General features: G+C 42.2%; 11 protein-coding genes. 8 read left to right on the top strand and 3 right to left on the bottom strand.

The annotated features are described in order from the left end of the window. Positions 1-117: 117 nt before the first annotated feature. A complete protein-coding gene (scpC, locus tag A8F95_RS08385) occupies positions 118-1650 on the top strand; it encodes a succinyl-CoA:acetate CoA-transferase ScpC (protein ID WP_065410111.1) in 1533 nt (510 codons plus the stop codon). Between the two features lie 242 nt (positions 1651-1892). Here scpC and desB read toward each other — a convergent pair whose 3' ends face one another. Beyond that, positions 1893-2993, bottom strand: a complete 1101-nt coding sequence (gene desB / locus A8F95_RS08380; RefSeq protein ID WP_065410110.1) for a Delta(10) desaturase DesB — start codon at positions 2991-2993, stop codon at positions 1893-1895. A 258-nt stretch (positions 2994-3251) separates the two neighbouring features. Between desB and A8F95_RS08375 the strand changes: the two genes are divergently transcribed. Further along, the gene (locus A8F95_RS08375) at positions 3252-4874 is read left to right on the top strand and encodes an ABC1 kinase family protein (RefSeq protein WP_141676246.1); all 1623 of its coding nucleotides are present in this window, start codon (positions 3252-3254) and stop codon (positions 4872-4874) included. A gap of 109 nt (positions 4875-4983) precedes the next feature. On the opposite strand, the gene trpB is transcribed toward A8F95_RS08375, so the two are convergent. Continuing rightward, on the bottom strand, positions 4984-6147 hold the full coding sequence (gene trpB / locus A8F95_RS08370; protein ID WP_065410108.1) for a tryptophan synthase subunit beta: 1164 nt from the start codon (positions 6145-6147) through the stop codon (positions 4984-4986). 214 nt (positions 6148-6361) lie between these two features. Between trpB and A8F95_RS08365 the strand changes: the two genes are divergently transcribed. From A8F95_RS08365 to A8F95_RS22415, 3 genes are all read left to right on the top strand, one after another. Next, positions 6362-8056 carry a S8 family serine peptidase gene (locus A8F95_RS08365; protein WP_065410107.1) on the top strand — a complete coding sequence of 565 codons (1695 nt, stop codon included), beginning with the start codon at positions 6362-6364 and terminating at the stop codon, positions 8054-8056. Positions 8057-8255: 199 nt separating this feature from the next. Beyond that, positions 8256-9818 carry a sensor domain-containing diguanylate cyclase gene (locus A8F95_RS08360; RefSeq protein WP_065410106.1) on the top strand — a complete coding sequence of 521 codons (1563 nt, stop codon included), beginning with the start codon at positions 8256-8258 and terminating at the stop codon, positions 9816-9818. A gap of 47 nt (positions 9819-9865) precedes the next feature. After that, positions 9866-10006, top strand: a complete 141-nt coding sequence (locus tag A8F95_RS22415; protein WP_176713655.1) for a hypothetical protein — start codon at positions 9866-9868, stop codon at positions 10004-10006. On the opposite strand, the gene purU is transcribed toward A8F95_RS22415, so the two are convergent. Next, positions 10000-10902 carry a formyltetrahydrofolate deformylase gene (gene purU, locus A8F95_RS08355; protein WP_065410105.1) on the bottom strand — a complete coding sequence of 301 codons (903 nt, stop codon included), beginning with the start codon at positions 10900-10902 and terminating at the stop codon, positions 10000-10002. The genes A8F95_RS22415 and purU overlap by 7 nt on opposite strands. Before the next feature lie 188 nt (positions 10903-11090). On the opposite strand from purU, the gene kynB reads away from it, so the two are divergent. The 3 genes from kynB to A8F95_RS08340 are packed head-to-tail and all read left to right on the top strand — an operon-like array spanning position 11091 to position 13953. Beyond that, positions 11091-11756 (top strand): arylformamidase, encoded by a 666-nt coding sequence (kynB, locus tag A8F95_RS08350; RefSeq protein ID WP_065410104.1) that lies wholly within the window; start codon positions 11091-11093, stop codon positions 11754-11756. Then, positions 11743-12585: a tryptophan 2,3-dioxygenase gene (gene kynA, locus A8F95_RS08345; RefSeq protein ID WP_065410103.1), complete on the top strand. Its 843-nt coding sequence runs from the start codon at positions 11743-11745 to the stop codon at positions 12583-12585. The genes kynB and kynA overlap by 14 nt, the downstream gene beginning before the upstream one ends. Positions 12586-12612: 27 nt before the next feature. After that, complete coding sequence (locus A8F95_RS08340; protein WP_065410102.1) at positions 12613-13953, top strand: sodium-dependent transporter; 1341 nt, start codon at positions 12613-12615, stop codon at positions 13951-13953. Positions 13954-13994: the final 41 nt, after the last annotated feature.

The following is a 13994-nucleotide window of genomic DNA, read 5'->3' as shown; positions in this document are numbered from 1 at the left end:
TTCATGCTTGTATTTTTCTGCTTTGTCCCTTTTTAAAGGCTTTTCATGCGAAAACGAATGAGCAGATGCTGAAAGGTTGTTAGAATTATTTTAAAAGTGGCAAAGGGGGATTTTTTGATGAACTCACATATCACTAAACAGCTGCGCAGCAAAGAGCTGCAAAAGAAAATTGTTTCGGCGGGTGAAGCCGCCTCGTGGATTAAGGATGGCATGACTCTTGGTTTGAGCGGGTTTACACGGGCAGGGGACGCAAAAGCAGTACCTTTGGCGTTAGTGGATAGAGCGAAGGATGAAAATTTTAAAGTAAATGTATACACCGGAGCTTCTCTCGGATCGGATATTGATAAATTAATGGCAGAAGCAGGCATTATACATAAACGACTACCCTTCCAAGCTGATGCCTCCATGCGAAAAAAAATTAACGAGGGAGAGCTGCTCTTTACCGATCAACATTTATCACACGTGGCTGAGATGGTGCGTTCTGATGTATTGAACCCAATCGATTTTGCCATTATTGAAGCGGTCGCTATTACAGAGGAAGGAGACATTATTCCTTCTACTTCTGTTGGAAACTCAGCCATTTTCTTAGAAAAAGCTGAGAACATCATTATTGAATTGAACTTGGCACAGCCTGCTGCACTTGAAGGAATGCACGATATTTATGAAGCAGGCGAATACGGAAAGCGCTTACCAATTGCTTTAACATCGGTGGATGGGCGAATTGGTACAAATAAAGTGAAAGTGGAATTGGACAAAATTAAAGGCATTGTGTTAACGCATGATCTCGATTCTCCTTCAACCATTGTGCCGCCGGATGAAGAAACAGCTATCATGGCTAACCATTTGATTGAATTTTTACGAGAAGAAATCAAAGCAGGCCGCCTTACAAAGGAACTGGCACCACTGCAATCAGGTATTGGCTCTGTCGCTAACGCTGTGTTGCATGGGCTGCTTGATTCTGAATTTGAAAATTTAGAAGTGTATTCGGAAGTACTGCAGGATGCCGTATTTGATTTATTAGATAGCGATAAAGTTCGTTTTGCTTCCGGCTGCTCTATCACCTTGTCGCAAGAAAAAATGAAAACGGTTTTCCCAAAGCTTGATCAATATAAAGACAAGCTCGTCCTGCGCCCACAGGAAATATCCAATCACCCTGAGATCATTCGCCGACTCGGGCTTATTTCGATCAATACGGCGATAGAAGCCGATATTTATGGAAATGTAAATTCTACTCACGTTTGTGGAACAAAAATGATGAATGGAATTGGCGGTTCTGGCGACTTCGCCCGCAACAGCCGGTTAGCCATCTTTGTTACAAAGTCTGTCGCTAAACATGGGGATATTTCCAGCATCGTTCCTTTCATCTCTCATGTAGACCATACGGAGCATGATGTCGATGTATTAGTGACAGAGCAAGGCTACGCAGACTTACGCGGTCTCGCCCCTGTGGAGCGTGCTCGCCTCATTATTCAAAATTGCATGCATCCACTTTATAAAGAACAGATGACGGCTTACTTTGAAGAAGCGCTTAAGCGTGGTGGCCAGACCCCTCATGTGCTGGAAAAAGCTTTCTCTTGGCATTTGAATTATGCAGAGACAGGTACGATGCTGGAGCCTGAATTTTCTGCTGTGAAACAGCATAATATGTAAGTTTTTACTTTTGTAACGTCTGCACGGCGGTCTTTCGCCCAAGTGAAAAGTCACCCCATCTTTTCACATTAAAAAGCGCTTTCACTGAGGCCGTCCGGCGTTAACTATAAAATATTCATCTGCTTAAAAGGCTGCCCCGACCCTAAACCTGAGGCTGCCTTTTAGTTTTTTAAGAGCATTTGCGCGTTAACCCCTTATTCTAAAAGCAAAAAAGCCTGATCTGCTAGAGATCAGGCTTGTCTTTATTTGTTAGCTGTCAGCGAGCGCGTCGGAGTTTTCTCTTCCACTACAGCCGGGTTAGCTTCTTTCGGTTTAATGTTAGATGGGTCTAACCCATGACCAAGTGTTCCGTAAGCATCTCCACCGACAGGATCGACAAGCTCTACTTGATTGCTATACAAGCGTGGTGTCTTATAAAGAGCAGCAAGCGCTTGGATCATCGGCATTTCGTGATATCTTTCCGGCCAGCGTTTTTTGAGTTCCTCTTTTACAAGCGGATAATATTTAGAGCTCATACCTGGGAATAGATGATGCTCCGTGTGATAGGAGAAGTTAAAATGCAACACATCTACCCATTTAGGCACGGTTACTGTCAAACTATTAGCCAGCGGATCGTTGACAGGTACAAGCGGATTTAATCGATGATTTGTTGCAATATAAGCCATCACAATGAAGTTGGCAATTAAAAGCGGAATTAAAAAGGCAAACGTCCACTTTAACGGTCCAATTAATACGAGCAGCCCAATCCACGTTGCCCATGGAAACAGTAATTGCAGCCATACAGATAAACGCTTTTCGGGATTAAACTCTTTTATAAAGCGCTTGAACATCCGGGAAGAGTGCATCGTAAATGTAATCGCCAAAAAGGCCAGCCCTAAAAATCCACGCACTGACAGCGGCAAACGATAAAAGGGCTTTAATATTTTAGCTTTTGAAAACTGCTCAATCGTTGGCCACGCATCCGGATCTTTCTCTTCATCTTGCGTGTGGCGGTGATGCGTCATGTTATGCCACTTCACCCATAGTTTCGGCCCTGTACTTAATGGAAAGAAAGCGATGCCTCCAGTCAATTCACGAAGCCAAGCTTTTCTTACGACCGTTCCATGTAAAATCTCGTGTCCTAAAAAGCCCATAGCCGCAAAAGATGTGCCTAATACAATTGAAATCATTAAACTTATCCATATATTAAAATCAGTTAAACTAATCGTCAGAATTCCCGACACGACGACAATTAAGTAGGCTAGGCCTCCCCATAGACGCTCGGGAGCAGGCTTGAATGCTTTCTTAGGAAGATGCGGTGCTACGCGAGCAGCATACCAGCCAAATGTTTGAAGCTCTTTCAATGTGCTTTCCCTCTTTTCCAATTTTATCTCATTTTATACAATTAACTGACTTGAACCCTCTTAACTAGGGCTAATCGTATCACTTTATTTTCACATTTGTCAATAAATTTATGACTAGGTATTAAAATCAAGTGGTAGTTCCTGGTACTGTTTCCTTTATAGCAATTATTGTACATAGAAGAAGAAATTGTTTTAAAATAGAATAAACACTGTAGCCGGAAAGGAAGAAAGCTTGTGAAAAACTTCTCTCTTTACCGCATGTTTATTATTATTGCGATGTCTGTTAAATTCTTTTTACAGGTTACTTTTTTTCGCAAAAGACACCGAAAGCGTTGGACAAGTAGAACAACTCAAAAATGGGAAGCGCTGTTAAAGCGCCAGGCCGCAGAATATCGGCAGACTGCTTTGCGCTTGGAAGGCTTGTTAATTAAGCTTGGACAATTTTTAAGTACACGGGCAGATATTATGCCTCCAGCTTTTATTGAAGAATTAGAAGATTTAATTGACCGGGTACCAAGCGTTTCTTGGACAGCGGCAAAAGCTGTAATGGAAAAAGAGTGGAACAAGCCATACGATACCATTCTCCACCACATTAGTGAGGAACCTGTTGCTTCTGCTTCTATAGGGCAAGTGTATAAGGCGCTGCTGCCAAATGGAGATACGGTTGCTGTAAAGGTCCAGCGGCCGGGCATTGACCGCATTATCTCCACTGACTTTAAAGCTGTCCGAATTGTTATGTGGCTCGCAGAATTTTTTACCCCCTTCGGCAAGCAAACAAACCTGCCCGCCTTGTATCGTGAAATGGAGGCAACCATTAGTCAGGAGCTGGACTTTTTAAAGGAACTGCAAAATGGTGCCTACTTTCGAAAAAGGTATGAACTGTTTGATAAAGTAAGTGTTCCTTTTTATTACGAGGAATATTCAACAAAAAAAGTGCTAACGATGCAATGGGTTGAGGGTGCCCGAATAACAGATTTGAAATTTCTCGAGGAAAATGGGATTAACCGCCGAGATTTAGCCGCCCGATTAGTTGAAATGTTTCTAGAACAGCTTCTTCAAGAAGGGCAATTTCATGCCGACCCTCATCCAGGAAACATTTTAGTAAAGAAAGATGGCACTATTATTCTAATCGATTTTGGAATGGTTGGTGAGATTCAAAAGAGCGATTCTATTTATATACGCCGGCTCGTAGAAGGTGTGGTGCTCGAGGATTACGATCAAGTAGTAGCTGCCTTAGAGGACTTGCGCTTCCTCCTCCCGGGAGCAAATAAAGAGTTGCTGAAAAATATTATTCGGACGCTCGTCGATAATTATACGAAACACAACTTGTCCGTAACGGACGATTTTGTCATGAAACAGCTGCTGGCCGATATTGAAAAAACCGTGCGGGATCAACCAATTCAAATGCCGAGCGAGTTTGCCTTTTTTGGCCGGGCCGTTTCTACATTTGTTGGTATCCTATATATTCTTGATCCTGATATTGACTTGCTTGAAGTAAGCAAGCCGCTCATCTTTAAATGGCTGCAGAATAATCCGGAACCTGGTCCTGCTTCCGACCGGGCAGCTTTCAATTTACTCCTTCAATCTGTTCGTCCCTTGCTATCCATCCCCCGGCAAATCCAGCAGACGCTCGAGGAGCCGCAAAGATATCGAGAATGGAAGCAGCAGCATGAACAACGTCGGTTAGAGCATGATTTCTTATTATCAAAAAAACGCGATGCCTTCTTTTTCATCATCATTAGTTTAATCTTGACGGCTGTTACAAGCTTTTTTGAACAAGAAATTTGGCTTTACGGAAGCGGCTTTCTCGTCCTGATTAGTTTTCTCTATTATATAACGAACCTACGCGCTCATCGCCGGCTGCTCAAACGTTCAAGGTGAACAATCGGTTATTGATTATCGTTCTGGGACGGTTCTTCACACTTCTTACAAATGATTATCATAAACAAAAAGAAAGTCCAGCAGACAAGCTTCTGGACTTTCTTTTTGTTTATTTTTTTAGCATATCAAATACTTGCTCGACATCCTTATCACCGCGGCCTGAAATGTTCACGATGATAATTTGCTCTTTTTCCATAGCCGGCGCTAGTTTAATCGCTTGGGCCACAGCATGAGCGCTTTCCAGGGCCGGGATAATCCCCTCAGTGCGTGATAGCGTTTGGAATGCTTCTAGTACTTCTTCATTTGTTACAGTGTAATATTCTGCACGTCCTGTTTCCTTCATGTAGCTATGCTCTGGACCAACACCTGGATAATCTAATCCGGCAGCGATTGAATAAGTCGGAAGCGGGTTTCCTTCTTCATCCATTAATACGAGACATTTAAAACCGTGCAATTCAGCCGGTCTTCCTTTCGTGAGCGTAGCCGCCTGCTCTGGTTCTGCACCAATAAGGCGAACGGATGGCTCATCAATATAGTGGGCAAAAGCGCCAATTGCATTGCTGCCCCCTCCCACACAAGCGATCACAGCATCTGGCAAGCGGCCTTCTTTTTCTAGAATTTGCTTTTTCGATTCTTCACTAATCACTCCATGGAAATGCTTCACCATCGTTGGATACGGATGAGGCCCCACTGCTGAGCCCAATAGGTAAAATGTGGTTTTATAATTAGCCACATAATCGCCAAGTGCAGCATCAACCGCATCCTTGAGCCGTCCCTGTCCGCTCTCCACTGCTACGACCTTTGCTCCTAAAAGCTCCATCCGGAAAACGTTCAATGCCTGACGGCGTGTGTCTTCTGCTCCCATATAAACGACACATTCCATTCCAAACATCGCACAGACCGTTGCTGTCGCTACTCCATGCTGACCGGCACCCGTTTCTGCGATGATTCGCTTGGCTCCCATCTTTTTAGCTAGCAAAATCTGACCCATGACATTATTAATTTTGTGTGAGCCTGTATGGTTTAAATCTTCCCGTTTTAAATAAATTTTTGCTCCGCCAAGCTTCTCTGTCAACTGGCTTGCATAGGTTAGCGGGTTCTCCCGGCCAACATACTCTTTTAAATAATAGTTATATTCGCTCATAAACTCGGCATCGTCTTTATACGTCTCAAATTGTTCAGCTAGGTAATCTAATGCTTCCTTCAAATCTGGCGGAACGAAGCTGCCTCCAAACTGGCCAAAATAACCTTTTTCTGTCTCTACTCTACTCATCTTTCTCTTCTCCTCTCACTACTAAGACTATTCTGAAAAATTAATTATTACTATATCAAGCCTTTGTTTATCCGTCAATCTCTCCTTCTTTCTTTACATTTTTAATTAAAACAAGTTAATTTTTGCCGATATATAAATAGTAAGAAAACTAATTTCCCTTGTACTTCTTAGTCTCTTACTCTACTAATTTATCATATAGGGGATGAATCAATAGATGAACAAACAATGGATCAAATGGATGGCTGTTCCTGCACTTCTTTTATCATTCACTTCTCACCCGCTTGCTGCTCAGCCGGCTGATGATCATAAGGAAGAAGTGATTATTGTTTATAAAAATGCCACTGGAAAAAAGAAGGCATTAGCGGAAAGTGTGGAAGTAGATCATCAATTTAAATATGCTCCCGCTGTATCTGTCACGATGGAGCAAAGTGATGTTAATAAATTAAAGAAAGATCGCAACATTGCTTATATTGAAAAAAACGTTGTTTTTAAGTTAAAAGGAACAAAAAGTAAAGTCGTAACTAAAAAACAAGTTGATAACGCAAAAGCAAGTGCCTTTGTTTCTAGTGAAGAATCGCAATGGAGCTACCAAACAGTTAAGGCGAATGAGGCTGCTCAAAAAGGGATTACGGGGAAAGGTGTCAAAGTAGCGGTGATAGATTCTGGTATTGCTCCTCATTCTGATTTAGCGATTGCAGGCGGGACTTCCACAGTTGACTATACGTCTTCCTGGGTTGATGATAACGGTCATGGCACCCATGTTGCGGGCATTATAGCAGCACGCCGTAACGGATCAGGTATCGTCGGTGTGGCACCGGATGCAAAACTTTACGCCGTTAAAACAATGGATAAAGATGGCGAAGGTACACTACAAGACATCCTTGAAGGAATTGATTGGTCGATCGCTAACGGAATGGATATCATCAACATGAGCCTCGGTACGGAAGCAGACTCTCGCATGATGCACGATATGATTGACAAAGCTTATCAAAAAGGAATTGTCGTTGTTGGAGCGGCAGGAAATGACGGGACAGCAGACGGTACTGGCAATACGGTTGACTATCCTGCTAAATATGACAGTGTCATAGCTGTAGCAGCTATTGACAATTACTTAAAAAGAGGTTCTTTTTCTTCTACCGGCAATGAAGTGGAAGTATCAGCACCGGGAGTAAAGGTTCTCAGCACGTATACAAGCGGTTATTATGCCTATATGAGCGGAACATCTCAGGCCACTCCGCACATTACTGGACTGCTCGCTCTTTTAAAACAGCAAAACCCAACTCTATCAGGAAGCGCTCTGCGAAAAGAATTGTTGAAACACATCACAGACCTTGGTGCAGCTGGAAGAGATCCACTATATGGATACGGCCTGGCTACTTACGGAGAAGCAAGCCCAACAGCTCCTGTTTCGACTGTTACTCCGGCACCTGCTCCTGATAACACACTGTTGACTGCTTTAGAAGAAGCAGCGAACAAGCTCGTTCAAGCGAATTCTACGAAAAAACTGTGGGATTATGATTCTGCCCGGCAGGCCATTAGCAAACTTCCAGATCAGCAAGAGAAAAGCAAATTACAGCTTCAATTGGATCAAATACGCCAGCAGCTTGGCTTAGCGGAATTCTCTTCTTTACTAAACATTAGTCCAACTCATACGTTAACCATTCGGTTTAGTCAAAGCATTGATCCAAAATCAGTCACCCCTTCAAGTGTATTTGTTCGCAATGAAGGAGAATTTGTCAACGGCCTTGCCTTATCAACTAGTTCTGATGGCAAAATCGTTACGATTCAAGCACCATCAGCTGGCTATGTATCTGGTGGAACTTATTTTCTATATGTAGACACCACCGTTACCTCGCCTGCGGGAAAAGCGTTAAAAGCTCCAGTTATCGTTAGATTTACTGTTTCTTAAGTTAAAGAGACTGCTCTTCATTAAAGCTTCTTTTTTCCTATTAAAGCAAGGACTATTGATAGGAAGACAAAGACTTTGGAGAGCAGTCTTTTTATTATTTTATAAAAAATCTTTCTATTTGAGTAAAAAATGAGGTTTAAATAAAATAAAAACAGGGTATGAGACATAGGAAATTATAACCATATAGGAGAAAACCATCATGTCTCTTCGTCAAAAAATAATTTTATTTTTCACTGCCGGTGTTGCTATTGGACTATCTATTTTATATTTTTCCGCTCATCTTTTTATATTAGATCACTTTAAGTCTCTAGAAGACAGCCAGGCTCGAGAAAACATGCAACGCACTTTGCATGCGCTTACAACATTTGAAGATCATCTTGCTTCCCGCTTAGCAGATTATGCTGCCTGGGACGATACATACGAATACACTCTCAAGCCTAATAAAGAATACGAGACACATACCTTGCTTAATCAAACATTCTTTACGAATGAATTTAATGTACTGCTCATCTTAAATAATGAGCAGGAAATATTATTTAAAAAAGCCGTCAAGCTAGAAGAAAAAAAAGAAACCTTTGTGTCTGCATCTCTTTTGGAAAAAATAGCAACAGACCCCCTCTTGTCACGCGCTTTGAAGCAAGGTGACTTTTCAGGGATTATTAAGCTAAATGAAGGGCCGATTCTAATTGCCTCTCATCCCATATTAAAAAATGATTTAATGGGATCACGCGCCGGCACTATGATCGCAGGGCGTTATTTAGATGAGAAATTGATTGGTGAATTACAAGATAATACGCTTTTACCAATAGAACTAGCTGACGTAAAACAAATCATCGTTCCGAAAGTGGCGGCATCATCTAGTCAATCGCCCGCGATTTGGCTGGAGACAAACAATACAAATGACTATAGTGCTTATGCGGCGCTTCCTGACTTACACGGCCAGCCCGCTGCTATATTACATATTACAAACGACCGTTATCTCTATAATCAAGTCAAAAAAAGTGTCTTTTATTTACTGATCTTAATTGCGGTGGCTGCTTTATTATTGTTAAAAGGAGCCCTTTCCTTTGTCGATCGCATGGTTTTTCGTCGTCTGAACCGCTTAATGAGGAACATGGTTGCCATTCAACAAAGCAACGATCTGTCTGCCCGAATACGAATAAGAGGAAAGGATGAAATTGCTTCATTAGAACGTGAATTTAATACGATGATGGATTCCCTTGACACCTTTCGCCAACATATTACGAAGCTCGCTTATAAGGATAGCCTAACCCATCTACCGAATCGTACTTTTTTCTATAAAGAAGTCTCTGCACTTTTAGAAAAATTAAAGAGATCGGAACGAATGGGAGCCATATTATTCATTGACCTTGATGGCTTTAAGCAAGTAAATGACGAGTATGGACATGACCACGGTGACTTGTTGCTTCAAAAGATAGCCGATCGAATAAAAGGAGTGATTCGTGAGCAGGACATGGTCTCTCGTCTCGGCGGAGATGAATTTATTATTTTTTTATTTGATTTGAGAAATGAAAAAGAGTCTACTCATATCGCTGACCGGGTTTGCCAAGTGATCGTCCAGCCGATTGACTTAAACGGAGTACAAGTCAATGTGTCTGCCAGTATTGGTATTAGCTTATTTCCAAAAGACGGACAGCACCCGGATGAGCTTATCAAAAAAGCAGATCAGGCCATGTACGAAGCGAAGAAAGCGGGGAAAAATCAGCTGCATATCTTCGAAGAAAAAATCTGCCAACCATAGACGGGGTTGAAATGGCAGATAAAGTCTATTTACAATATCCAGGCTGATTGCAAGCGTTTGTCTTTCAAGGCGCGAAGCTTGGCGAGGAGCGGAGTGACCATGAAGGTCATGAACAACGCAGAAAGCGAACGTTTGTCAACAACCTGAAAACCCGCCAATTAGAGGCGGGTTTTACTTTTTATTATTGAAAGACAATCGTTTTATTTTCGTGAACAATCACACGGTCCTCTAAGTGCCACTTAACGGCTCTTGCCAGCACGCGTCGTTCAATCGAACGGCCAATCTTCTTCAGATCTGCAATGTGATCACGGTGGTTCACCCGCTCAATATCCTGCTCAATAATCGGACCTTCATCTAAGTCATTTGTTACATAATGTGATGTTGCCCCAATCAGCTTGACGCCGCGTCCATAGGCACGCTCATAAGGACGAGCACCAATAAACGCCGGCAAGAAGGAGTGATGGATATTGATAATTTGATTCGGGAACGCACTAACAAAATCAGACGTTAAAATTTGCATATAACGAGCGAGAACAATTAAATCAATATTATTCTCTTTTAACAAAGCAATTTGTTCTTGTTCCACTTGCTTGCGGATATCTTTATTAGCCGGAATATAATAGAATGGAATACCTAACGCTTCTACCATGTCTCTTGCCGCTTCATGATTGCTAATCACGAGTGCAATATCTGTCGGCAAGTCCCCGCTTTGCCACTCCCATAACAGCTCAAGCAAACAGTGCGGCTCTTTGGACACAAAGATGGCTGTCCGCTTTCTATCTTCTGTATAAGTGAATTGATATTCCATCGAAAAGGTATCTGCCAATCCCTTGAAATCAGCTTCCATCATGGTTTTCTTCTCTTCTAAATTAGGACAGTCAAATTCAATGCGAATAAAGAAGGTGCCGCCTTCCGGATCACTAGAATATTGACTCGATTCAATAATATTGGCTTGAAAGTCGGACAAAAACTTAGAGATCGCAGCGACAATGCCCGGCCGGTCTGGACATTTGACGAGCAATCTCCCCCGGTTTTTCCGCCCTTTTTCTTGTACCAAAGGGTTTGATGTTGCGTTTGTTTCCATAATAAGCCCTTCCTTTTTCTGATAATTAATTACCCATTATACTGTAAAAAAAAATAAATGAAAACCATTTTCTTTAAGAAGGGTATTGGCAGCCCTATCCAATTGAATTATAGTCAAGTTATCAAGCCATTGATAACTGAATCATTTTTATTCCTACCATATATATACGATAAGGAGGAACATTCTGAATGACAGCGAAATGGATAGATATTTCCCAGCCGCTTAACGAAAGGATTGCCCACTGGCCCGGCGATACCCCTTTTTCTTATGATCTTTCTTTTACAAAGAAAGAAACCCGATCTGTGAATATTGGCAGAATCACGACGAGTCTTCACACCGGCACACACATTGATGCTCCTTTTCACTTTGAATCTAGTGCTCAAACAATTCTTGATCTCGATTTATCCATCTTCATTGGCAAAGCCCGGGTGATTGATGTGTCCCACTTCAGGAAGATTGGAGCAGAACAATTGCAAGCATTTCCTTTAGACAAAGCGGAACGGCTTCTTTTAAAAACACTGCCGATAAGCAAGCCAGATACATTCCCTGAAGAAGTGATTCAGCTTGACCCAGATCTTGGCCCTCTCTTGAAAGAAAAAAATATTTGCTTAATAGGCGTTGATGTTCCATCCGTTGACGCGCTTGACAGCAAAGAGATGGCTGTTCATCATTCTTTTCATCAGCATCATATTCATATCCTAGAGAATATCATCCTTGATCATGTTCCACCCGGCGATTATGAATTAATTGCCCTCCCTTTGCCGATCGAAGGAGCAGACGGCAGTCCTGTCCGTGCCGTTTTACGTCCACTTGCTGATCCATTAGGAAAGGAAGATGTACATGTCAATCCATAACAACGATTCCTCAAAAGAGCCCTCTATTCATACCGACTTTACAAATAATATGACTTATGGCGAATACCTAGCGCTTGATCGCCTGCTCTCCAGCCAGAAGCGCTTATCCGGGCATCATGACGAAATGCTGTTTATTATTATTCATCAAGTGAGTGAACTGTGGATGAAGTTAATTATTCATGAAATGCAAGGAGCTATTTCTGCTATTCAAAAAGATGAACTGCAGCCAGCGTTCAAAATGCTGGCACGCGTATCGAAAATTCAAACTCAAATTATTCAAGCATGGGATGTTTTATCGACAATGACTCCTTCTGAGTATATGGAATTCCGTGAAAAATTAGGGCAGGCGTCAGGGTTCCAATCTTATCAATACCGGCAAATTGAATTTCTGCTCGGTTATAAAACTCCTCACATTTTAACGATTTATCAAAAAGATTCGGAACTTCATGCTATATTAGAAAAAGCGTATCGTGCACCAAGTATTTACGATGCGGCGATTGAAGCACTTGCCCGTGCCGGCTTCCCGATTGATCCTGACTTGCTTCGGCGGGATTACTCGATTACCTACACAGGAAATCCGACTGTTGAGGCGGCGTGGCTAAGTGTCTATAAAGATGTGAAAACTTATTGGGATTTGTATCAGCTCGCTGAAAAGCTCATCGATATTGAAGATTGGCTGCAGCAGTGGCGTTTCCGTCATATGAAAACGGTCGAACGAATTATCGGATTTAAGATGGGCACGGGCGGTTCATCAGGTGTACAATATTTAAAAAAAGTACTCGATCATCGCTTCTTTCCGGAATTGTGGGATTTGCGTACGAAGCTTTAACTTCTTAGATAGAAAAGGTGAATGTTTATGGAAAAAAAAGAACAATGGTCCTCCCGCCTCGGCTTCATTTTATCTTCAGCCGGAGCCGCGATTGGCCTGGGCGCCATTTGGAAGTTCCCTTATGTCACCGGCCAAAGCGGAGGCGGAGCTTTCTTATTGTTATTTGTCTTATTTACTTTATTAATTGGATTGCCGATGCTCATTTCCGAGTTTATTATTGGCCGCGGTTCCGGGAGAGAAGCTGTCAGTGCTTATAAAAAGCTAGCTCCTAACAGTTTGTGGACCATTATTGGAAAATTAGGGGTTGCCGGCTGCTTTCTTCTCCTTTCTTTTTACAGTGTAGTAGGAGGCTGGGTGCTCATTTACACCTTGATGGCACTTGGCGGCCAGGTGATTAGCAGCGGAGCAGATTACGGCAAACTTTTCGGGGATATTACAGGCTCTCCTGTTATTACGATCAGCGGTCTAGCTGCTTTCTTAGTTATTAATGTGCTCGTTATTGCTTCCGGTGTGCAAAACGGCATCGAAAAAGCAAACAAATATATGATGCCGCTCTTATTTTTATTCTTCATCGTACTCGTCATCCGGTCGCTAACGCTTGACGGCGCGATGGAAGGCGTACGCTTCTTCCTGCAGCCTGACTTTTCAAAGATAACCGGAGAAGCTGTTCTGTATGCACTTGGGCAATCGTTCTTTTCTCTAGCTGTTGGCTTTTCGTGCATGGTCACGTACAGTTCTTATTTAAATAAAAGTGTGAGTCTTCCCACATCTGCCGGTTCAGTTGCCTTGATGAATATTTTTGTATCTGTCCTTGCAGGCCTTGCCATCTTTCCAGTCGTATTCGCTTTTGGCTTTGAACCGACGGAAGGGCCGGGATTATTATTTATCGTTCTTCCTTCCGTGTTTTCAAAAATGCCATTTGGCGGCTTGTTTCTCTTTTTCTTCTTAGCACTGTTTTTATTTGCTACTTTAACTTCTTCGTTCAGCTTATTAGAAATTATCGTAGCCGCCTTTCTAAAAGATCGAACGTCCCGAAGAAAAATAGCAGCTATCACTGGTGTAATTGTGTTTGTGGCAGGGATTCCGGCCGCCCTTTCGTTCAGCTCACTAGCTGATGTTCAGTTTTTTGGCAAAACCGTTTTTGATGCGACGGATTATCTTGTGAGCAACATTCTTCTGCCGTTAGGTAACTTACTCATCGCCTTCTTCATCGCTTGGCGAATGAACCGCGAGCTTGTAAAAGAGGAATTTATGCTCAGCCACCCATTTAGCAATGGCGTGTATTCTACCTGGTACCTTCTAATGAGATGGCTTGTGCCTTTAACCATTATCATCGTTTTCATCAATACGCTTGGTTTATTACATTAATTATGTTTTATGAGGAGCCTTCTTTATATAGAAGGCTTCAG

Source organism: Pseudobacillus wudalianchiensis (genome assembly GCF_001685015.1).
GTDB lineage: Bacteria > Bacillota > Bacilli > Bacillales > Domibacillaceae > Pseudobacillus > Pseudobacillus wudalianchiensis.
The sequence above is the reverse complement of the archived record's forward strand: the minus strand, read 5'-3'. Positions and strand labels throughout refer to the sequence as shown.